Source organism: Enterococcus sp. DIV0170 (assembly GCF_051710765.1).
GTDB classification, from domain to species: domain Bacteria; phylum Bacillota; class Bacilli; order Lactobacillales; family Enterococcaceae; genus Enterococcus_A; species Enterococcus_A raffinosus.
Genome location: NZ_JBIOLG010000002.1, coordinates 891241 through 914377 on the forward strand (window position 1 = coordinate 891241; position 23137 = coordinate 914377).

A 23137-nucleotide genomic window follows, 5' to 3' on the forward strand; every position below is an offset into this window, starting at 1 on the left:
CTAAGTTAGTTACGACTAAGTTTGCTAAATAGCATTTATCAGGTTCTCAGAATGCTTATTTACAGTCATGATGACTCCTCTAAAGAATTTTTAATCCAATATTTCCTCCAAATGTGTTAAACTCAGAAAAAAGCAAACAGAGGAGAATTCTTGTGACTGAATATACTGGCTTCGACAAAATTTATCGCGACATCGTCATGGATATTATTGAAAACGGCACGGATCAAGATCCTGCCTTGGTTCGCGCAAAATACGCGGACGGCAGCCCCGCACCTACTCGTTTCATTCAAGGGGTCAACTTCAAGATCACCCCGGCCGATGGGATCCCTATCTTGAAATCAAAACGTGTCTTCCAAAAGACGCCATTAGTCGAATTGGAATGGATCTGGCAAGAATTATCCAACGACGTCACTTGGCTTCAGGAGCATAAATGTAAAGTCTGGAACGAATGGGCTGATGAAAATAATACTATCGGCAAGGCATACGGCTTCCAATTAGCGAAAAAATGCCGTAAGCTGCCCGATCATGAAGAAAAGCTCAATCAGGTGGAATATGTGTTGCATCAGTTGGAAAACAATCCCGGCTCTCGTCGCATCATGACCAGCCTGTGGGATGTAGATGATCTAGACGAAATGACTCTAGAGCCTTGTGTATGGGCAACGAACTGGAAGGTCAATAACGGTGTCCTTGATCTCCACGTGAAGCAACGCTCAGCCGATATGGCGCTAGGTCAGCCTTTCAACACCTATCAATACGCTGTGTTGCATCGCCTGATCGCGGATCAACTAGGCTTCGAACTTGGGACGATGCACTGGTGTATCGACGACGCCCATGTATATGATCGCCATATCGATGCCTTAAAAGAACAATTGTCGCAACCAGTGCCAGACAGCGAGCCAACCCTTATCTTGCCTGACAAATACGATGAAAACGGCAATAAGCGTACCTTCTTTGAACGTCGCCTATCCGATGTGAAATTGGAAAACTACGAAAACAACGGCGTATTCAAATACGAAATAGCAGAATAAAAAGAGAGGAGTCAACGGTTTTTGAATCGTTGACTCCTCTTTCTATCTAACAGAATACAGATGATTATTCTCCTTCCATCGTTTCTTCACTCCTTATCAGCTTCACGACAAATAGCCCACAGGATAGCGGGCTAAAAATTTTACTACATCCTAATATTTCGTTTTTTCAATCCGCCCCATACCAACGTTGGATTTTTGATGAGGCGACATTCATCCGCTATTCTCGTTTGCGAATGCGGTCAATGAGTCGCTTTCGTCTTCTTTTCGTTTTTTCTGGCGGCGATTCGTCGATATCCGAGGATTCCGTCTGAACCGCCTTATCCTCAATCGCCTCTGTAACAATCAGTCGCGCCGGCACGGACTGATCGTCGACTTCGATATTTAATAGTGATGCCCCTGCTGGCATGCAGGACAGTATTAAGCTAAAGGCTTGTTCTTCATTCAAAGACCAAGGATCACACCCTTTCGGTAATCCGATCGTCTGGATCAACACGCCCGGTTCAGGACGCTCCTCCATAAGGGTCAAATCTTTGGGAATCTGAGGAGTCGCTAAAGTTGGCGCAGATTTAGGCTTTTGTGCCTGCACCTCCGCATTTACTGGTGATGGCACCGTCTTAGTCTCCATACCTTTCCTTAATGAATCTGCTTGTTCATTGATTCTTTTATCAAAGATCGTTTCTTCGATCTTTTCGATAATGGTCGCGTGGCGCACCTCTTTAAATAAGCCGACCCCGTCTTTCTCAAACAGGTCAAGCTTGGTTAATTTAGTCAAGGCTGTCTTGATTTGATCCGCCGTTTTGGTTGGATCAACGTTTTTTAAGCGGAGATGGCGCGCTTTGCCATCACTATCCGCGAATTCTGCATCTAATGTAAAAGTTCGTATCATTTCGTTCAATCCTTTCTTTTTATTTTTTCACCTTCCTTTCTCGCGGTACGGTCATGATTCAGCTAATCCTGCCAAGGGTCTTTTGATCACTTGGGTATAGAGCTGCTCAAGCTTTTCCACGATAAATGTTTGTGCTGGAAATAATTTCACTGACAATAATTGCCAGTCTTTTTTGCCGAAATAATCTGTAAAATATAAATAATAGCGTCGCATCGCGGCGGTAGATCGTGTTTTTAAAAAGATATGTTGAACCATTCCTCGTAGGATATTTGAAAAATCCGCCTCACACAATTCTTCCCTTACCTGCAGTGTAATCAACATTTCGATGGTGGCCTTCTCATCTTTTGTTTGTTGGTAAAAATGGCGAATACGGTTCTCCAATGTCCGACGGGAGAGTCTGAATAATTGCTGGTTGCTTAATCCATGTTCGATCAAACATCTTCCTCCTTTCGAGTTAGATTTTAGTCATTATTAGTTGAGATATCTACACCAACAAAATACGCCATTTGTCACGTCTTTTACACTCCAAAAAATTAATTTGAAATAAATAATAATGATTTTCAACTGCTAATCACTGTCATATCAAGCTTTATTGAAGGATAAAATAATGAAAACCCTTACAAAATTATTCTGATTTTTGGTATTCTTTTTTAATAAGACCATCAAAAAAAGAGGTCAAACAGCCCTAACTGTCTAACCTCCTAAGTTTCGATCCTACTTTCCGTCAGTTTCAGCAATCAAGAAGCACATAGCCCCTGATCTTAGCTAACACCAATCGCTCGGCCGTCCCATTCCTTGGCAAAGTCGGTAATTGATACCCATGCCATCGCGCCTCGGTCATAGGTCTTATTGGGACCGCCTGATCCAGCCTTCGCGTTTGCGCTATAGTACAACGGATCGTAGACCAAGAATTTATTGTCCTTATAGCCTGCGATGACCTTGCAGTGATTGCGGATCGTATTCGCTTGATACGAAGAATAGCCATAGTACAGCACCGGATTGCCATTGATGATGCGATCTACGATGTTTTGGGTGCTGACATTGCTGATGTTTGAGACATTCTTGTACCATTTTTTGGCATAATTCGCTAAGGAATCTGGGGTGATTACCCAGCCAAAGCCGGCGCCAGTGTATACATTCCCCTTTTGACCGCCTTTATCATTCGGATACATTGGCAAATTGTCCTGAACATATTTCAGATCGACTGTTTTTCCTTTGTATCTCAGCAGCATCGTCATGGAAGCCCCGGCACAACCCCACGGACTAAATACAGGTACATATTGACTCACATATGGCACATTCAATGTCCGTTCAACCGGAGCGATCGGCTGCGCGCCGCCTAAGGTGTACCAAGAAATCCCTTCATTGCGCCAACCCAGCTTCAATAGGTGGTTCCGTTCGCTCAGCAGCATCGTATAATGGTGAGAACCCGCACCTCTTGAATTCGGATTAAATACCCGATACATCGGCATTCCAGCCCAAGGCGTGTGCCAAGCAATCCCCTCATAACGCCATCCAACACGTTTCAAATGGTCTCGCTCTTTGGCATCTAGAGTAAAGAAATGTTCACCAGAATTCGGGTTATAAATTCTAAACAGCTGTCTACCTGTCAATGGCACCCGCATACTGATCCCTTCATAGCGCCAGCCCAGCTTCACCAGATAGTTCTTCTCATGGACATTCATCGTATGCAAATGCTCACCAGAGTTGGGATTATACACACGGTAAATCGCGATCGTTTGCGCTGGAGCAGCCTTGGCCGCAGCTTTCGGCGCAGCAGTAGTCGCTGCTTTTGGTGCTGCCGCAGCTACTTTTGGCTGTGTTGTTGTGGTCGCAGCTGCAGCCTTATTACTTACAGGTTCATCCTTGACTGGCTCTTCTTTACTGCTACTATCTACCGTTGGTGTTTCAATCACTTCTGTAGAATCAGAAGCTGTAGTGTCCTCTTTTTTTCCTTCGTCTACCTCCGTAGAATCCGTCGTTTCCTCTTGATCCTTCGGCTGCGTATTCGTTGTCTCACCTTGCTCCTCTTTCGGAACCTCTGGCTCAGTCGTTTCGCTTGTGCCTTCCGTTTCAGCAGGTTTACTTGGCTCTGTCGGTTCTGTTGAATCGCTTGTTTCAGTTGCCGGTGGTGTTTCCGCAACTTCTCCTTGCGCATCATTGGCTTGATTCTCGGTTATTGGAGCAGCTTCCTCCAACGCTGCCGGCTCCGGCTCGACAACCTGAACCACCCGTTCCTTCCCAACTTCATCCGCGTAGACAGCCTGCTCGTCCGTCGCAAATACCGAAGCACCCAACAATCCAAAGAAGACGATCGGTGCTACAACCCACGTTTTTTTCTTCTTATACATCTTAAAACGCTTCTTCTCCATGTTCACCCTCCTATAAAATAATAATTATCATTATTATTAAAACATGAACCGCTCATTAATAAAAGCCCTTTCAAGAACATTAGTTACTTTACTTGTTTATTTTTCGATTTAAAAATATTTTTTAAATATTTTAGAAAATGCGTATCTTCAATCTCAATAATTAATTCGATTCTACATTGAAATCCATATTAAAAACTATTTAATTACCTTTGTGGTAAAATGATCAAAAAGAAGGATCCCAATTAATGAAACTTATTATTATCGGTAACGGATTTGACCTGTACCATGGTCTTCTCACTAACTATAGAGAATTTATTTTGTTTCTAAAAAGTAATTATCTAGATGTTTATGAGGGACTCATTAAAGCAATAAGAAAATATTCCATATCTCATTTTTCAATTGACGTAGCCCATAAAAACTATAATTGGGCAGAATTAGAAGCTATAATAGGCAGTTTTGATCCTTTGGAATTGGTTGAGGAATATAGAGACTGGGATTCTCCAATTGACTATAACGGAGAGCCAGATGCGGAAATTGAAGAGATGCTAAAATTTGGTATGAATATAAATACGTATCTTACTTCATGGATAAAGGAAATCAATTACATTTTAAATGCAGTGGAAAAGAAAGAAAAAATAGACAAAATTATTAGTGCAACTGATCTCTTTTTATCTTTTAACTATACGCTAACTTTGGAACAAATATACAATATACCTGACGTTCTTCATATTCATGGAACGCTTCCAAGAAAACTAATTATGGGACATAATGAACTTTATAATATCTACTATAGCGAAGAATATGGTATTAATTCAGTAAATGAGAAGTACATCAAAAGATATTTTAATAGAACTGAAAAAAAAACATCGAATATTATCAATAAAAACCAAACCTTTTTTAATAAAAATAGTTTAGAAAAAATTACACATGTTTATATATTAGGACATTCAATGAATCAAATAGATATACCTTATTTCAAAAAAATTTTAGAACTTACTAATAGTGACGTCGTTTGGTATATCACTTACTACGATTCTAAAGACATTGACTTTTTTAGAGAAACCGTTACTAAGCTTGGAATTAAAAAAGTAAAGTTTATTTCTTGGGATGATCTATAACAAAATCTTTAGATACTCTTTTATAAATGGGTAAATACAGGTTAGTGTTTCTTGTCTACCTTTAGATTATTCGTTTCTTGAAATTAATTTGGATAAATAAAAACCGTGTAATACCCACACAACTGTAATTAGTCTGGTCCTTACACGGCTTTATATTATACTTTTCTAAAAATGCTAAGCATTAAAATCTAGTTTACCTCAACTCGTCTTCCAACGGGATCAACTCTTCATCAAGAACCTCACGCCACGCACGTTTCATATCTTGTGGATATTTGAATGGCTTAGCTTCTGAATTTAGCGATTTATACCCTTCAAAATTTTTACTCTCAATAATTCCTTTGATATTTGGAATCGGATCTTCACCAATGATATATTGCACTCTTGAAGACTGGAGTTCATCACCTGAAACAAACCAATCCTCAGCAAATTGACCAACGATTTGATCAATTGCTTGAGTAAAGTAATGACGTTTAACCACAAAAATATCTTCATTCGGCTCAATTTGTTCTTCATCAAACGCATTCAGAATCTGACGATACACATCTTTAACGCATTCGGTTTTGTTTAATTTTTTCAGAGCTTTTTCGATTTCTTCACGAACGTCTGGACTATTGGCTGCATAGGTCCCTAGAAGCTGATCAATATATGAAGAATCAATATCGTATAACTTGATTGAATTATCACTGTAAAATTCGATTGATGAAAGATCCGTTTTTTCTACACCACCAGGGACTTCATCAATTAAAGAGCCCTTTACCGTCTGATAAACACCCACTTGTTCTTCCAAAATAGAAACTTGATTTTTCAGAGAATCTGAACTTATGATATCCTCATTGTACTCATCATAAGTCACCAATGCTTCATAGGAGTTATTCATTTCCTGAAAAGCTTTTACGTAATCCACACGTGTTTCCAATGGCGTATCTTCACTAACACCTGGTACAAATGTAAATTCTTGTAGTTTTCGATAGGCTTTTTTGAAACGTTTTTTTGATTCATTATATGTTGGATAAATTAGAGAAGATTCTTCATTGGATTTAGAATAAAGTATGGTTGCATCTTCAACATTCTTTTCCATTGTATTCGGTTTTCTAAAGGTCACGATTAACCCTTTAGTCTTTTCAGGATAAGTTCGATTAGTACGGGAAAAAGCTTGGATCAAGCCAGCATACTCTAAGTTTCGATCAACAAATAATGTTTGAATCGTCGGTGCATCAAAACCGGTTAGCAACCGATCGACAACAATGACTAAATCAATGTGGCGACCGAATTGCTTAAACTCCGCTTTTTTTCGAGCCAGACGATTATTAATATCGCCATTGTAACGTTCAATCTCCGCTAAATTCCAAGCGGTACCGTAATAGGCATTGTAATCATTGATAATCCTCTGCATTTCCTCTTGTTGCACTTTGGCGTTATCCTTATTTTCATCTAAGGAATACGTAATCGCAATTCGTGGAAAATCTGGATCATCCATCGTACGACCTTCACGGATCGGTTGGTTCGGGTATTCCCGTTTCATCCAATCTGATTCTTTCATCATTTCCTTAATTGCTTGGTAATACTTTTTCGCCATTTGAATGGAACTGGTTGTCAGAATCGCTGATTTGGTTGGACGACCATTTCGAAAATCAAATTTTGTGTAAGCATTATTGGGACGGAAGATTTTATGAATCACTTTTTGAATGTGTTCATCATTTTCATAGATCGCTGGCTCAATATAACTTTCCTTCTTAATAGGATTCATATTATCAACGATTAGATTGATTTGCTCAGGAGAATAATCCATGTATTTTTCAACTTTACTTAACTCATTGTGAATCTTGTTATCCAATGAAGTTGTTTCGATCGTATTCTCATGTTCTACCTGAAACCCAAGAACAGAACCATCTTCTAAGGCATTTTTGATGGTATAAGTGTGTAGCACTTCGCCATATTGATCTGTCGTTGTCCGTGCTAACTGTCCTTTCGCTTGCTTTTTATTCACTTCAAAAATCGGTGTCCCTGTAAAACCAAACCAAGTCGATTGTGGGAAGAACGCTTTGATTTCTTCCATGTTTTCAGCACTTAACGCACGATGACATTCATCCACCACAAAGACAATATGTTGTCCCATTAATTTTTGATAGCGATTGGTGCCGTTCTTTTCTTCTTGCTTCTTAGCATATTTCAACGCAGCATCTAATTTCTGACGCGTTGTCACAATCACGACATTCGCATTCGCATCAGCTAAAAGCGTATCGCCTAGTTCTTTTGCACTCCCTGTTCCAACGATCAAACTATTCGATTTAGCATTTCCAGAAGAGATGCCTGTATTGTATTCAGAGGCAAATTTGGTAAATTCGCTGGTAGTCTGACTATCTAAATCTTTTCGGTCGACCAACATAATTGTGCGATCGATCCCAGTTTTTCATGCCAGTAGCTTCGTTGAGACAAAACTTGTCAAGGTCTTCCCAGAACCTGTCGCATGCCAAACAAAACCCGATTTATGTTTATTTGCAGCAGTAAATAGCTTCTCAATCGCATGAATCTGATAAGGATGAAGTACCATCAATACCTTATTGTCTTGATCCTCGCTGACAATTGTATAGTCCGCGATTAACCGATGAGCTTTGGGTATATTCAGAACTTGCTTACAAAACTCATACAAGTTCTCCACTTTTTTATTATCCGTTGTCCGCCAACTGAATAAGAACTTCTTATGCATATCTTTCGGCATCGCATTAGCAAAATATCGCGTCGTTTGTTCATTTGAAATGACAAATAATTGCAACGTCGAAAAGATATTATTCCGAAACATCCCTTCTTCCGCATACTTCTTGATTTGATTGAAGGCTTGGTACACACCATCTTTAGCCGTCGTTTGTTTCAACTCAATCTGAACAATCGGCAACCCATTAATCAACAAAGTCACATCGAAACGACGATCTCGTGCATCCGCACTACTCCCTTGTTTCGCAATCTGATTAACCACTTCATAAGTAGAAAGTCCACCACCAATATCTTGATTGGAATAAATTATTGGTGAAATTGATCCTAAACTAGCATCTTCACGCTCAATCGTAATCCGCGCAATCCCATTCTCGCCTTTTAACCATTTCGCCGCATCAAAAGGTGTCTGAGTACGTAACAAAATTTCCGTCTTAATCGTTTCAAACTCTTTATCCGTAAGCGGATGTTCACCAATTTCAGATAAATTATTCTGAACAATTTTTTGACGTAAGTTTTGCCAAAGATCCGCTTCTGATTTTAACTCTGGTCGAAAAGTCCACTGATTGTGACCTTCACCTAGAACATCAATTAAATGACGTTCCACTTCTGCTTCTTCTCGATGAGGAATTTTCATTATGACACCTCCTAGACAAATAGTTTCTGTAAGAATGCTTTTTTGGTTAATTGGAGAAGTTCTAGTTCATGTTGGTGAAGAGCGATAGTTTCGTCCAAATATTTGAAAAATGAGCCGATTTTTTGTTGTTCTTCAACCAACGGAATATTTACTTTGATACGATAAAAATTTGGATGTTTCAAATCAGGAATTGTAGATGCCCCAGCACCTACCTTTATTTCTTTTTGAACATATTTTGTATTCAATAAGTAATACAAAAATAATTTATCGGTTTTCAATTTATCGTAGGAAATTTTAAAAAAATTATTATGGAAAGCTCCAATCACATTCGTTACAACTTTTCCAGTATTACCAGTGCGCGTCATCAAAATATCGTCAATATTAGCAATAACAGATTTTGGAGCATCCTCTATATAGTATCTCACCGTCGAAGAAGGATTTAAAAACTCATTTGTAATATAGAAAAGACGATTTTCTCCCCCTTCTACGAAACGGTCAGAAATTGCTATCTGCAGACCCTGAGAAATTTTCGTGAAATCTTTAAATCTAACCTGCTCCCAATCATCAGTAAAACCTGGAAATCGTACTTCTGGTACTTTCTCTCCTTCTTTTGGAAACATCTTTTGCAAGAAGCCTTGTTTTGTTTGTTTTAGAGTAGTGAGTTCTTGCTGATTAAGGGTAATAGTTTTATCAATTTTCTCCAATAGAATTGCAATCTTTTTTTGTTCAGATTTTATAGGAATAGAAAGTGGGATATTCTCAAGATAGGAATAATAAAGATTTGAAACGTTTCCCCCTTCTACCCTCTTTGCAAACTCATATCGCATTTTACTACGAAAATAATATGCAAAAAACTGTGGATCTTCTTCAGTATTATAAACAGAAATCATTTCTCCAATTGCTACATTTGGTATGCTAAGCCAACTGCACTTAGCAAAATCAAGTGGGTCTTCTCCTACCCGCGGAACTAATACTTCTTTTCCAGAACTAAATTTCAAATTTTCTTTAGGAATATTCGTGTGAGAATAAATTGTATCTATTTTTGCTCCATATTTTGTATATAATTCACCATATCTTACACAAGGAATCGTAGCATCTTCAGTAACAGACCATTTAGGAGCGCTCTTCCCATAATAAAAATAACCATACTCGCCTAGGAATTTTTGTTCCCATTCTTCATCAAAACCACGGAAACGTAGTTCTGGCTTTTTCTTATTCTCCATGATCAAACACCTCTAATGCACCTTTTAGCCACTCCTCGTTTTTTGGACTGGCCTGCAAGTTAGAAATCGTTTCAAAAAGACTTTTTTCTAATACTTCTTTTTCCTTTCGAAGTTGTTTGATTTCTTTTCCAACAGTAACCATGTTAACAGGCTCTTCTTCTTCAAAGGTATCAACATAACGTGGAATATTTAAGTTATAGTCATTTTCTTTGATTTCATCAAAACTTGCTAAATGAGCATATTTTTCAATATCTTTTCGTTCAACGAAAGTAGAAACGATTTTTTCGATATTTTCTTTTGATAGTTTATTTTGATTCTTACCTTTAATAAAATCATTGCTAGCGTCAATAAATAGAACATCACGTGTTGTCCGGTTTTTCTTCAAGATAATTACGGTTGTTGGAATTGATGTACCAAAGAATAGATTGGCTGGCATACCGATGACTGCATAAATACTACCGTCTTCCAACAATTTCTGACGGACGGTACCTTCTGCTGCACCGCGGAAAAGCACACCATGAGGTAAAACGATTGCCATTGTTCCGGTTTCTTTTAAGTGATAATAACCGTGTAATAAGAACGCAAAATCAGCTTTTGATTTTGGTGCTAATTTTCCATAGCGGTTAAAGCGCGAATCATCCAAGAAAGAAGCATCTGCTGACCATTTTGCTGAATATGGGGGATTCATAACGACTGAATCAAAAGTATACGGTTCATCTGTCGGCCAATCTTTATTCAAAGTGTCCCCGTTACGCAAGTTCATATCTTCTGAATCTACACCATGTAAAATTAAGTTCATTTTGGCTAGGTTAAACGTTGTTGTATTCAATTCTTGACCATGAAATTTCACATTTTCTGGATAAGTTAAATACTTTCGAACATTCAACATTAATGATCCAGATCCCATCGTCGGGTCAAATACACTAAACAACTTTTTATCCTTTTGATCAATCGTTACGATTTGCGCCATCATATCTGAAACCATACTAGGTGTGTAAAATTCTCCTGCTTTTTTCCCAGCCTCAGAAGCGAACTGACTGATTAGAAATTCATAGGCATCACCGATAACGTCTCCGTCATGTCCGATCACATCAACATCATTTAATTTCTTCAAAACTTCAGTAATCGTTACATTACGTTGTTGGTCATCTGAACCTAGTTTTCTCGACTGCAAATCAACATCGTCAAATAAGCCATTGAACTGAGCATATTTTGAAGACAAGTCCACAAAGGCTTTGTTTAAATCATTCAATTGAAAAACATTTTGTTTTGCCTGATCTGCTAATACATTAAATAAATAGGTTGGATCGATGTCATAACCCAATGTGTCAACGATTGTTGCAATTAAATCTTCTTTTGAGTCTTCATCAGATAGTAGCTCTTTATATAACTCTGTTTGCTTTTCTGGTGTGTCATATTCCTCTAGTGATTCGTCGGCTAATAGCACGACTTGTTGTAACAATTTATCTGATAAATATTTATAGAAAATCAATCCTAATAGATAATTTTTATATTCTGATGCGTCCATTTTGCTGCGAAGATTATCCGCCGCACTAAATAAACGTTGATTTAATTCTGCGCCCATTTATATACTCCCTTTTTAAATAAAAATTCAATTATTTGCGTACTTTAGTATTTTATCATTTTGAGTCTGTAATCTCATGGATTATCTTGTATTAATAATGCTAGTTTCCGAAGTATTATTAACTAATCATAAATTGAGTAAAATTCTTCTTTTACTTGTCTTCTTTCCATTACAGTTTTTCATAGAGTTTTTCTATTCCCATGTTCTGGTATAGTTTATCTTTATTTTCTATTTGTTCCTTTCTTAACCGATTAAACTCAATTTCTATTTGTTTTTCTTTCTCCTTAAAAAATGAAACAAACTTTAATTGTTGTTCCAGAGGAATGTTTGGAATTCTATAGTCTTTCAACTTAGCAATTGGAAGCTGACGAACAGTAGTTCCCATTGAAAAACTATTAAATTGTGCCATTCCAACCGGGCTTTCCATAAACAATTTGACAAACTCAGGCAAGTAATCATTACTATTAACACGAATACGTACTAAGTTTGAATTAATTATCGTTGGTAAATCAGGATCATCAGCGATTGCTACCTTTGTTGTCGCTCCTCTAATAGATAGAATAATGTCCTCATGTTCAATTTCATAATTTTCTACTTTAGTACGTTCTTCAATATTTACTTTAGATGTTGTTTGATAATTTATATGATCTCCATCAATATCTGAGATTTTTAAAATTCGGTACTTACCATTTAAAGCTTCATTATCTAAAGTCATATTAAACCCACGACTTATTGAAGCTATTTCAGAAAGAGCTTGCGTTTTGCTTGTTTGAAACTTTTTCAAATCTACTCTGAAACTTTCTCCCCCTATTACAAATTTTGAATCAGTAATATAGTTTTCTACTAACATTGAACTGGGATCAATATCATCGTTTGAAACAACAACAGAGTAATTTTCTACATCTATAAATGACTGATAGGTTTTAATTATACTTGTAACTTCTTCTTCAGATAGTTCATTTATTGAACCTCTCTTCACACATGTTGCTTCTGAAACCTTAATGAACTGTATTTTATTCTGACGCTTTCTATCCTTATCGCGATTAAAAATTAGAATTGTAGTGGGGATAGTTGTATTATGGAATATTTTAGGTGGTAAAGAAATAATTGTTTCAAATAAATCATATTTCAACATTCTCTCTCTTATTCTCTTATCAGCACCACCTCTAAATAAAACCCCGTTGGGAACTACCATAACAACTTTTCCAGAATCAATTTTTGTAGAGCTGACAGCATTACTAATAAATGCCCAATCAGCAGTCGATCTAGATGGTTCACCAAAAGGAAACCGATAATATTTATCATTAAAAAAATCTGTTTTTTCTAAGCGGATACCAAATGGAGGAACCGTGACAACTTTGTCAAATTTCATCAGCTCTCCTCCTTCAACATATTCAGGATCAGCTAATACATCGCCACGAAATACTTTACTATTTTTTCCCCCACTAATTTCTAAAAGCAACTGTGCAAAAGCTGCATGTTCTGTATTTATATCTTGTCCTACTACAACCTGTTCTTTTTCTTGTAAAAGAACCCTAAATAGGGTTCCGCCAATACCCACAGTAGGATCTAATACTGTATCAGATTTCTTAATGTCTGCTAGTTTAACTAATAAATCGTTGATGATACTAGGAGTTAATGACCCTTCTGCTGTGTATCCAACCTGTTCAAATTGATAATAAATTTCAGAAGCAATTGAATCTTCAGTGATTTGATCAATACTAATTTCTAAAACTTTTAAGTAATCGTCATCACTTATCTTTTCAAAAATATTCTCAATAGATTTTATCAAACTTGAGAGAACTTTCTTTTTCTTACTATCGTGAATGATGTCTGAAAAATAGCGGATAAACTCTTTTTTTCCCTGAAAAGGAAGTTTACTTTTTAAAGAGAAGTCATTAAATATTACGTAGAATATTGCTGAAACCAACAATAGTATTTGATCAAAGTCCAAACTTCTGCTTAATGAACTTCTTAATTGCCCAATCTTCATATGTTTCATGTTTTCTTTTCATCTCCTCAAAATAAAACCTAGTATACCATATACTCCTTTATAAAATTCGAAAAATACGAATGATCGTCATTTTTCTGCATATGATTTCTCTCTGTAAAATTTTATTGAATCCAATAATGCATTCTCAAAAGTTTCTTTTGAGATTCCAAAACTTCCACTACTATGTCGGAGTGGATGAACCTTTGCATATAGCTCTTCTTTGTGCTTAATCAAAAAGCGATACGGACTAGTGCATCCATCGATATTCTTACAATTGTGAGGTGTTGGACCAATAAAAATATCTACATATCGACTGGAATTAATTAAACCTTTAAAGTTAAACTGATTAAGTTTATCATATGGAACGAACTCAAAATCAGAGATGTCCATTCCGTATAAATTAATGACCTTACAAATGGCTTTCTGTGCGACTTCGTAGCTCCCTAAAACCAGTACTTTCCCCCCGCTAAAACTCTTTTTCATATCGTTCCACTCCTAATTATTTGATAAACATATTAAAACACAAAAACGGAATACTGTCAAAAGGTATTTAAATTAATTTTGAATAGTATATTGAATACTATTTTAAATAGCGTAAGATTATTACTTAACTTTTTAAATCAATTCGGTAATAGCTAGCATTAGCGAGTTAAAAATGTCTTTCATTTCTAGCTTGATTCACATTTATAATTTAAACAAACCTTTCAAAAAAAATATAACATGGAGATTCGCAATAAAGATAAGCACCCTTCAAGATAAATGGATAATCATGTTCAACCAACTATCTCCAAAAAGAAAAAATGATCAAGAATGCATGAGTACAAACGGCAGGCACCTTCATGAACTTCTTTCAACTAACTTTGTACCAATTATACTAAAAGCTTCTATGCGTTTTCGGGAAAAGCGGCACCTATCTAAGAGTCGTCTCCAGTAAAAACATATCGTTTTAGGTTTTAGATAAAAATTAATGCTCTCAACTTCCCCATTTAATTTCTTTTTTTTATCAAGGAGTTTGAATCAATGATTGACAACGTAAACCTAAAGGATAAGGTGAATTCAATTCCAGAAATTTTTCAGTATCAAAGAGTCAGGACCTTGTATAATCGTCAACTAATTTTGAATAGCCTTCAATCAGATAATGATCGTTCCTTTTCAATAAAAATTTGAACTGAGAGTCCCTTGATTTAAGAAAGAGTATTCTTTCTGCGGAAATTCTAGGAAATCAACTCGAAAAAAACCGAACACATCATTCATGTTCGATCTCATTATCCTCAACTAAGCTTTTCCAAAACATTGGCTATCTCAATCAAGACTTCTGAGTCAGTCTCGGTTTCTTTTAATTCTTGCAAAAGACTAATCGTTTCCTCAGGCGCTTTTTTAGTCAGCTGACCTAGTGCCCAGACAGCAGTTCCTCGAATGACTGGTCGCTGGTCCTGTAGACAGGCTTTAATTTCTGGTATTGCTTCTTTCCCACCGAGATTGGCTAGGGCGATCAGTGCATTGCGCTGCAGCGGCTTTTTCCCACGCCAAGAGCCGGCTAAGTGTCCGAACTGTTCCTTGAACTCGCGATTTGAGATGGATAGCAGCGGTGCTAGTTTAGGATGGACCTCATCGACTTTTGGCTCCATTTCTTCGTGAAAATGAAAATCTTTGCCACGGTTGTATGGACAGACAAGCTGACAGATGTCACAGCCGTAAATGACGTTGCGCATTTTCTTTCGATATTGCTCTGGCATCATGCCTTTGGTTTGTGTTTGATAAGAGAGGCATTTTTTCGCATTCATCCGACCGTCTCCTAATAAGGCACCGGTTGGACAACCGATAATACAACGTGTACAATCGCCGCAGCCGTTAGACACTGGCTGGTCTGGCTCGAACTGAATATTGGTGATTATTTCGCCAAGATACACGAAGGAACCATATTCTTCTGTGATCAACAGGCCGTTGCGCCCGATAAAACCCAGACCCGCTCGTTGCGCGACTGCGACATCCACCAATTCACCTGTATCAACCTGTGGAGTAAAGCGCCACTCTGCTTGAACCTGTTCCGTTTCAGCCTGTTCTTTGATAAAGGCAATCAGCTTCTTCAGTCGTTCTTCTAAAATGAAGTGATAGTCTGTGCCCCACGAAGCTCGCGCAAATTGTCCACGTTTTTCATCACGGGGAACTTTTTCGTGGATTTTGGTTGGATAGGCTAAGGCAATCGCGATGATACTTTTGGGATCTTCAAAGGTTTCTTCTGGATACAGCCGTTCTTTAATATTTTGATGTTCAAAACCAGAAGTATGCCCCAACGAGCGCTGCTCAATCAATGATTCCTCCAAATAATCGAAGGGCTCGGCGGTTGTAAAACCAATTTTATCTATCCCTAGCTGCTTACTTTTAGCGATGATCCGTTCTTTTAAGGTTTGCATAGTTCCACTCCTAGTTCGTATTAACGTAATCATTTTTCAAAAACGGAAAAATGAATCTGATTCTCTCCACGTATGTCATTCTACTAATCCCGCTGAAGCCGGAAGTAGAACTGAGATCCTAGTTCGTACTATGGTAATCATTTTTCAAAAACTGGAAAAATGAGTCTGATTCTCTCCACGTATGTCATTCTACTAATCCCGCTAAAGCCGGAAGTAGAACTGAGATCCTGATACGAAATTACAGGCTTACTATATCATATGTGTCTTGCTTGCAAAAGAAATCACCTGTTTTGACCGAGCCCTGTGTAGTAAATTCATCGACATTCACTAGTTAACCATTTCTACAAATGTATTTACTTACTAGCAATTCCTTAAAAACCAAAAATCCACCCATTAATTAGGTAGCATACTAGTCAAACAGTGAGCATTGAAAAAGAAAACCCGTGTAAATATCAATGCATGATATTTACACAGGTTATTGTTAGCCTATTTATTTTGCTCCATTAATTTCAACGCTTCTTCGACAATTCGCTCTACCGTAAAATCATACTCTGCCAATAACTCATTAGCAGGACCCGATTTACCGAATTGTTCGATCCCAATTGATTTCCCTTTAGCCCCTACATATTTTGACCAGCCTAAGGTAGATCCTAATTCGATGGACAACTTATTGTCGATTGATGGCGGCAAGACGGAGTCTTTATATTCTTGACTTTGAGCATCGAACAATTCCCAGCTAGGAAGAGAAACAACGTTGACCGCATACTGATTCAGTTGTTCTTTTGCCTTCAAAGCCATTTCTACTTCAGAACCAGTCGCGATTAGGATAATATCCGCGGTATCCGAATCTTTTGAAAGGATATACCCACCTCTTTCAGCTCCTTCGATCTTCACATCAGCAATGGCTGGAACATCGTGACGACCTAGAGCAATAAGAAATGGTCTGTTTTTGGATTCCACAGCTAACTTCCATGCAACGATTGTTTCATTCGCTTCTGCCGGACGATATACGACTAGATTTGGCATAGCTCTTAGTGATGCAAGGTGTTCTACTGGCTGATGTGTCGGCCCATCCTGTCCAACTTGCAGACTGTCGTGTGTCATGATATAAGTCACCGGCACACCCATTAAGGCTGAATGACGAATGGCTGAACGCATGTAATCTGAGAAGACTAGGAATGTTCCACAATAGCCTCGCAATCCTCCGTGCAAAGTGATACCGTTACATATTGACGCCATCGCAAATTCTCGAACGCCAAAGTGAATGTTTGGTCCTTCATGGTTCACTTCATCCATAAACGGCCGACCTTCGATAGTTGTTTTGTTTGAAGACGCCAGGTCCGCAGAGCCTCCTACAAAGTAAGGCAAATCTTGATAAATACGATTCAACATTTTTCCGCTGGCTGTACGTGTCGCCATCTTTTCCTCAGTAAAAAATTGCAAGGTTTCTGAACGAAGCCCCGTTTTTCCTTCAATCATTTTTATCAATTCAGCTGCTTCTGCTGGATACGCCTTTTTATAGTCGTCAAAGCTTTGGTTCCATGCTCGCTCTTGCTTCTCACCTTCTGTGATAATCTGACCAAAGTTTTCTTTTACCTCTTCTGGAATAAAGAATTCATCGTACTCCCAACCAATCGCTGCCTTAATTTTCTTCGCTTCTTCCGCTCCAACTGGATTACTATGAATTTTCTCTGTCCCCTGTAGACTTGAGCCGAATCCGATGATATTCTTCACTTCAATTAAAGTTGGTTTACCTGTTTCTGCTTGCGCTTGTCTAATTGCTTCAGCAACTTCATCGGTGTTATTTCCATCCTTTACTAACAGGGTCTGCCAATTCATTGCTGCAAATTTTTGATGGATGTCTTCATGAGAAGAACAGCTTAACGGTCCATCTGAAGTAATGTCATTTGAATCATAAAGAACAATCAGCTTGCCTAGACCTAATTTCCCAGCGATTGCAGCAGATTCTAACGCCACACCTTCCTCTAAATCGCCATCACCACAAATCGTATAAGTGAAATGATCAATCAGCTGGTGTTGTTCTCGATTAAACCGCTCACGTAAATGGGCTTCGGCAATCGCCAGTCCGACTGTCATGGAAAAGCCTTGCCCTAATGGTCCTGTAGTCGCTTCTACGCCTGGTGTATGGAATACTTCGGGATGCCCTGGCGTTTTACTGTTTAATTTACGAAATTGTTTGATATCTTCCATTGATAATTCATAACCAGATAAATGAAGTAATGAATAGAGCAGCATCGAGCCGTGACCAGAAGTCAATACAAAGCGATCTCTATTGAACCAATGAGGATTATTAGGGTTGTGCTTTAAATGATAGCGGAACAACTCGTAGCCCATCGGCGCCGCTCCTAAGGGGGCTCCCATATGACCATGGTTTGCATTTTCGACACTATCTACCGTCAAGTTCCGTATTGTCGCGATTGATTTTTTATCAATAGTATTCATTAGTAATTCCTCCAACAAATTCTTTATTTAAAATATACTTTGTAATAATTGTCCGATATAATAAATAAGTAGCCCTACAATATTAAAGTCTGTTTCTGGGAACGATGTACCAGTTAAGCCGATATTTTCCATAATTGGGTAGATTAATGCTGGGCCAACAGCAATCAAGATACCCACCACAAAGGAACCAACCACGCAGCCTTTCCAGCCGCCAGTGGCATTTCCGAATACACCAGCGGTTGCACCAATGAAGAAATAAGGTACTGCTACCGGGATAATCACGATTGTTCCAATCAGTCCCATAATGATCATGGTAACTAGCCCACCTGCATAAGCTGCCAGAAAACCAATGACAGTCGCAGTTGGAGCAAATGGAAAGACTACCGGACAATCTAAAGCTGGCCTTGCGTTAGGAATAAGCTTTTCTGAAATTCCAACAAACGCGCTGACGATCTCTCCCAGAAACAGTCGTACTCCGGTTATGATTACATAAAGAGCTGCTGAAAAGCCTAAGCCTTGAAACAATGGATAAACTAACCAATTCACCCCGCCAGATAACTCTTCAACGGCTCCTTTTCCAGCTGCGATCGCTGCGATATAAAAGAAGATGATCATCGTGATGGAAACCCCTACGACATAATCCTTAAACATAGTTAACCAGCCCGGTAATTTCAGATTCTCCGTGCTATCCTCCGGTTTACCGACTTTCGAGCCAATCCAACCTGAAATCGCATAACCGACTGTTACATAATGCCCCATTGCCAGCTCGTCATCGCCTGTAACTTTTCGCATGTACGGCTGAGCGATTGCAGGAAACAACCCGGCACAGATACCTAAAATAATTCCTCCAAAACCGATTGTCAGTGAATTGTTCATTCCTAAAGACTTGAACATGATGGTTAGCAACGCCGCTAAATATAGATTGTGCTGTCCTGTTAAGAAGATATATTTTAACGGCGTAAATTTCGCTACCAGCAAATTACACAAAAACCCGATCAACATAACCAATGAGACAGTCGTACCGAATTTGTCCTGCGCCAGCGCTGTTACCGCTTCGGCTAATGGTAAAACACCTTTTAAGCCGAATCCTTCTGCAAATAGTGCCTGAAAACTATCCAAAGAGGTAACTGCCGCTGCCGACCCAACTCCAAAAACTAAAAAGCCAACAATCGTTTTTAAGGTCCCTGAAATTACTTTATCTGCTGGCTGTTTTTGCAGCAGCAGCCCTGTTAAGGCAATAATACCAACTAAAATAGGTGCTGAAGATAGTAAATCAAACACCACTACCTTTAAGATTCCCATTATTTTTCCTCCTTTTTATTGCTTTTGACTGTCAAAAAAAGCCTGTAATTTTGTTTCAATCTCTTTTTTGTCCATCAAATTATTAATCCCAATGATGTAAGGCACCTGACCTTTCAGCTCATCCGCAACATCTGCCATTGTAATTAACAGATCTCCCTTAAAACTTTTTACATCATCCAATGTGCTATGTTGAACCTCCAACGGAAACTGGTGTGCTCGCACGACTTGATCCACTTTGATTTTCAACATCATACTGGACCCCATTCCTGTTCGGCAGGCAATAAGTGCTTTCTTAATCATTTTTGCATCCTCTCTTTCTCAAAGTTTGTGATGAAATCAATAACTTCCTCTGGTTTTTCGGCATTATCCAATATTTGATAAAAAGCTTTTTGATCCAATAATTCGGCCAATTCAGACATAGCAGTCAAATGAGTTTGATTATCCAATGCACTTAACCCAAAAATGTATTTCACGGGATCATTCTCTTTGTTACCGAAAACGACTGGTGTCTTTAACGTTGCAATGCTTATACCGATTTTTTTTGCTCCAGATTCAGGACGAGCGTGAGGCAGTGCAACATGTTTCGTAATGACGATATACGGTCCTGTTTCTTTCGTGGTTTGAATCATTCCATCTATATAGCTAGGTTCTGCAACTCCCGTACTGACTAAAACATCTGTAGAGTTACGAATAGCCTCTTCCCAATCGGCAGCTTCGACTTGCAATTTCACCAAGTTCTTATTCGTAATTTCACTTAACAACGGATATTCACCTCCTTCTTCAATAACAATTTTAGAATGATTGGTATCTGCCAGAATCAGCAACTCATTTTCAATTTTTTCATATTGCTCACTAGTAACATGTTTTTTAACAACCTTTAGAGCATCTGCTAGTATGGGATCTAGTAATGATTCATCGTTCAATAGTCCGTACACACGCCCGATCAGCTCAAACTTTTCCTTTGCTGTCATGATTGGATTCACCACAATAAAGGGAATACTGATACTTAAGATATTTGGGGTAATCGTTGTGGTAAAAACAATATCGAAATGATCTGTTTGTAGTTCTTTATGGTAATCTTGAACAAAGAATTCGATACTCGGAAAGAGCGATTCAAGCTCTTTTTGCAAAATGATCGAAGTACCAATTCCATTGGGACATAAAATTAACCCTCGATTTCTCTTTACTTGTTCCTCTTGTTCCTCAAATGCAGCAGCAGCAAAATGAACCGTCAAAAATGCAATTTCATCTGCAGGTAGTTCTCGCTTAAACAATGGCTGGAGCGGCCTAATTGCCTCATTCACGAGAGCATAGGTTTCTGAATATTCTTTTTTTATTTTTGGTGTCAACGGATTAATAATTGGTAAATGATAAAATAATCGATAGTAGGTTGGTCTAAAATGTTCATACAATCTGCGAGTTACCGCTTCCCTGTCCAAAAATCTAATACCAGATAAGCTCTCAAAACGCGCAATCAATCGCTGAACAATCTTCTTGATCATTGAACGGTCAGAAGTAGCACTATGGATATTTCCAGTGGATAATCCTAAAATCCATGCAGCGATATAATAGATATTTTCTATTCGTTCAATGTCAAAATATTCGCAGATATTCAGACTAAACTGATATTCATTTGACTGCTTATCAATAAAATCACTATTTATTCTTTGGAAGCTTTTCTTTTTGAAGCGTTGGATTAATAAAATAAAACAATACGTAAACTCCTTAAATTTATTCTCAAAAAAAGAAATTTGATGTTGCTTACTTGCAGCTAAAATCTTACTTTCAAATTTTGAGTAATCAATGCTAAACTGCTTTTTCAAATAGCTTTCCAAAAAAAGCTCCCCATTATCCTGATGCAAAAAGGTAATTATTGTTTTCATTACCATGTAGCGAATATTTGCCTCATCACCGGATAAATAATACCCTCTAACTCGAGTGTATTCGACATTAATATCATTCCTTCGAAGCTGCTGTTTCACCTCCTTTAAATCACCAACAACTGTAGACCGACTGCTATCCAACATTAGAATCAAATGATCGATCGAAAGATATTCCAATGAACAAGATAAGGTTAAGAGAATCATCAACCGACGATTTTCTTTTGAGTGATAAACATCCGAAAAAAATTCCATTTTTAGCAAATAATTTTGCAGATGTTTTTCGGCCTGACCGTTAATCCTCAGCTCGTTGCCACTGACTTTAATCAACTCTTCACTATCAGAAAGCAAATCATTGATTTTTTTGATCGAATACGTAATCTGTCTTCGTGTTAGTAAAAATTTGCTTTCCAATTCGGCGGTATCCCTTTGATTTCTAAAAGCAATCTCATGAAGAATTTCTAAATCTTGACTATCAATCATTTTCCTCAGCTCCTAAACAAAATATACTGTCAGCGCTTTCTCTATTCAATATTTATTGAATTCATCTTTTGTTTCAATGCCTTACAAATAATAAACAGACAGGTGTGAAAGAATTAAAAATCTCATCCTTGTTAACGTTTATTCTGCACTAAAGATAGAATAAAAAAACAGTATGTAAAAATCTGTTTATTTCCAAAACTTCCCATCTTTCCATATCTTGAAATCAAAATGACTTAGAAATAAAAGAATGGCATTCTGATGATCGACATGCAAAAAAAGGCACATTCTTCTCGAATGCACCTTCTTTGTACGTGTGCTAATATATTTTTTTAACAGTTCTGCTAACATTTGACTGGCCTATTTGCTGCCATAACATTCATTAAGTAGTAGTAGTATTCATATCACTTTTAAAATATTCTAATGATAAATTTTTACTTCAAATATTTGAATTTCGTCTCGATTTCCCTTCATAATTCTACCAAACAAAACAACCCATGATCCAATGATCACAGGCTGCCTCTTCCTATCAAACGCTAGACAATCGGGATATAAATATCTGTCAAACTGGTGTCCTTCATATTTTTCGGTGGTTCCGTTACATATAGTTCAAATGGTACGGCATCGCGGGACTTGGCTTTGTCTTTAAATAGCCATTCCTGATACATATACTGCCAGGCCTCGCCGTACTGCTTGGCGTTCATCTCAAAGTGTCCAACGCCAAATTTTCCTGAAATGCTAGACTCGCAAACATTTCCGCTTTCAATTACTTGTGCCTCTTGCGGAATGGTCATCGCAACACTGGTGCGCAGCTTCTTTTCCTGCGTGACAAAGGGATTGTCATCGTAGATCGTTATCACCTTGGTTTCGTCTTGAACGATCAAGTCATTTTTAGTTGCGAAGTCAAACAGCTCCTTGAACAGCTTCCTACTTTGTTTTCTGAATTCTCCATAGCTGCCTCGAAAGCGAATATAGATGATTCTCTGATTCGATAATTCCTCTGTGGTGATAGCAATTGGTTCAATCATGGAATCTCCTCCTTGTTTT

Annotated in this window: 15 protein-coding genes and 1 pseudogene; 2 read left to right on the forward strand and 14 right to left on the reverse strand. The window is 38.0% G+C overall.

Annotated features, from left to right (window positions below; translation table 11 throughout):
* Positions 1-152: 152 nt before the first annotated feature.
* Positions 153-1028: a thymidylate synthase gene (thyA, locus tag IGI50_RS19830; protein ID WP_010744155.1), complete on the forward strand. Its 876-nt coding sequence runs from the start codon at positions 153-155 to the stop codon at positions 1026-1028.
* Positions 1029-1245: 217 nt separating this feature from the next.
* Here thyA and IGI50_RS19835 read toward each other — a convergent pair whose 3' ends face one another.
* From IGI50_RS19835 to IGI50_RS19845, 3 genes are all read right to left on the reverse strand, one after another.
* On the reverse strand, positions 1246-1914 hold the full coding sequence (locus IGI50_RS19835; protein ID WP_438778256.1) for a DUF2922 family protein: 669 nt from the start codon (positions 1912-1914) through the stop codon (positions 1246-1248).
* 51 nt (positions 1915-1965) lie between these two features.
* Positions 1966-2349, reverse strand: coding sequence for a hypothetical protein (locus IGI50_RS19840; protein WP_438778257.1), 384 nt, complete (start codon positions 2347-2349; stop codon positions 1966-1968).
* Between the two features lie 326 nt (positions 2350-2675).
* On the reverse strand, positions 2676-4286 hold the full coding sequence (locus IGI50_RS19845; protein ID WP_438778258.1) for a C39 family peptidase: 1611 nt from the start codon (positions 4284-4286) through the stop codon (positions 2676-2678).
* A 245-nt stretch (positions 4287-4531) separates the two neighbouring features.
* Here IGI50_RS19845 and IGI50_RS19850 point away from each other — a divergent pair, with 245 nt between their 5' ends.
* The gene (locus IGI50_RS19850; protein WP_438778259.1) at positions 4532-5404 is read left to right on the forward strand and encodes an AbiH family protein; all 873 of its coding nucleotides are present in this window, start codon (positions 4532-4534) and stop codon (positions 5402-5404) included.
* A gap of 193 nt (positions 5405-5597) precedes the next feature.
* Here the strand turns inward: IGI50_RS19850 and IGI50_RS19855 are convergent.
* The 11 genes and pseudogenes from IGI50_RS19855 to IGI50_RS19905 form a co-directional block, all read right to left on the reverse strand.
* Positions 5598-8750 (reverse strand): annotated as a pseudogene (locus IGI50_RS19855) (type I restriction endonuclease subunit R).
* Between the two features lie 11 nt (positions 8751-8761).
* On the reverse strand, positions 8762-9973 hold the full coding sequence (locus IGI50_RS19860; RefSeq protein WP_438778260.1) for a restriction endonuclease subunit S: 1212 nt from the start codon (positions 9971-9973) through the stop codon (positions 8762-8764).
* Positions 9963-11558, reverse strand: coding sequence for a type I restriction-modification system subunit M (locus IGI50_RS19865; RefSeq protein ID WP_438778261.1), 1596 nt, complete (start codon positions 11556-11558; stop codon positions 9963-9965). Before IGI50_RS19865 ends, IGI50_RS19860 begins: the two co-directional genes overlap by 11 nt.
* Positions 11559-11727: 169 nt before the next feature.
* On the reverse strand, positions 11728-13560 hold the full coding sequence (locus IGI50_RS19870) for an N-6 DNA methylase (RefSeq protein WP_438778262.1): 1833 nt from the start codon (positions 13558-13560) through the stop codon (positions 11728-11730).
* Between the two features lie 78 nt (positions 13561-13638).
* Positions 13639-14034: a hypothetical protein gene (locus IGI50_RS19875; RefSeq protein WP_438778263.1), complete on the reverse strand. Its 396-nt coding sequence runs from the start codon at positions 14032-14034 to the stop codon at positions 13639-13641.
* Positions 14035-14822: 788 nt separating this feature from the next.
* Positions 14823-15965 (reverse strand): tRNA epoxyqueuosine(34) reductase QueG, encoded by a 1143-nt coding sequence (gene queG / locus IGI50_RS19880; RefSeq protein ID WP_438778264.1) that lies wholly within the window; start codon positions 15963-15965, stop codon positions 14823-14825.
* Between the two features lie 486 nt (positions 15966-16451).
* Complete coding sequence (gene tkt / locus IGI50_RS19885; protein WP_438778265.1) at positions 16452-18428, reverse strand: transketolase; 1977 nt, start codon at positions 18426-18428, stop codon at positions 16452-16454.
* Positions 18429-18455: 27 nt separating this feature from the next.
* Positions 18456-19730: a PTS ascorbate transporter subunit IIC gene (locus IGI50_RS19890; protein ID WP_070508976.1), complete on the reverse strand. Its 1275-nt coding sequence runs from the start codon at positions 19728-19730 to the stop codon at positions 18456-18458.
* A gap of 15 nt (positions 19731-19745) precedes the next feature.
* Entirely contained in the window at positions 19746-20030 is a 285-nt protein-coding gene (locus IGI50_RS19895; RefSeq protein ID WP_338288632.1) for a PTS sugar transporter subunit IIB, read from the reverse strand.
* Positions 20027-22093 carry a BglG family transcription antiterminator gene (locus tag IGI50_RS19900; RefSeq protein ID WP_438778266.1) on the reverse strand — a complete coding sequence of 689 codons (2067 nt, stop codon included), beginning with the start codon at positions 22091-22093 and terminating at the stop codon, positions 20027-20029. The genes IGI50_RS19895 and IGI50_RS19900 overlap by 4 nt, the downstream gene beginning before the upstream one ends.
* A gap of 533 nt (positions 22094-22626) precedes the next feature.
* On the reverse strand, positions 22627-23118 hold the full coding sequence (locus tag IGI50_RS19905) for an AraC family transcriptional regulator (RefSeq protein WP_438778267.1): 492 nt from the start codon (positions 23116-23118) through the stop codon (positions 22627-22629).
* Between the last annotated feature and the right edge of the window lie 19 nt (positions 23119-23137).

Coding starts and splice junctions, on each gene's coding strand:
- IGI50_RS19835 (WP_438778256.1), bottom strand. CDS start 1,914: ATGATACGAACTTTTACATTAGATGCAGAATTCGCGGATAGTGATGGC.
- IGI50_RS19845 (WP_438778258.1), bottom strand. CDS start 4,286: ATGGAGAAGAAGCGTTTTAAGATGTATAAGAAGAAAAAAACGTGGGTT.
- IGI50_RS19850 (WP_438778259.1), top strand. CDS start 4,532: ATGAAACTTATTATTATCGGTAACGGATTTGACCTGTACCATGGTCTT.
- IGI50_RS19860 (WP_438778260.1), bottom strand. CDS start 9,973: ATGGAGAATAAGAAAAAGCCAGAACTACGTTTCCGTGGTTTTGATGAA.
- IGI50_RS19865 (WP_438778261.1), bottom strand. CDS start 11,558: ATGGGCGCAGAATTAAATCAACGTTTATTTAGTGCGGCGGATAATCTT.
- IGI50_RS19870 (WP_438778262.1), bottom strand. CDS start 13,560: ATGAAACATATGAAGATTGGGCAATTAAGAAGTTCATTAAGCAGAAGT.
- IGI50_RS19875 (WP_438778263.1), bottom strand. CDS start 14,034: ATGAAAAAGAGTTTTAGCGGGGGGAAAGTACTGGTTTTAGGGAGCTAC.
- queG (WP_438778264.1), bottom strand. CDS start 15,965: ATGCAAACCTTAAAAGAACGGATCATCGCTAAAAGTAAGCAGCTAGGG.
- tkt (WP_438778265.1), bottom strand. CDS start 18,428: ATGAATACTATTGATAAAAAATCAATCGCGACAATACGGAACTTGACG.
- IGI50_RS19890 (WP_070508976.1), bottom strand. CDS start 19,730: ATGGGAATCTTAAAGGTAGTGGTGTTTGATTTACTATCTTCAGCACCT.
- IGI50_RS19895 (WP_338288632.1), bottom strand. CDS start 20,030: ATGATTAAGAAAGCACTTATTGCCTGCCGAACAGGAATGGGGTCCAGT.
- IGI50_RS19900 (WP_438778266.1), bottom strand. CDS start 22,093: ATGATTGATAGTCAAGATTTAGAAATTCTTCATGAGATTGCTTTTAGA.
- IGI50_RS19905 (WP_438778267.1), bottom strand. CDS start 23,118: ATGATTGAACCAATTGCTATCACCACAGAGGAATTATCGAATCAGAGA.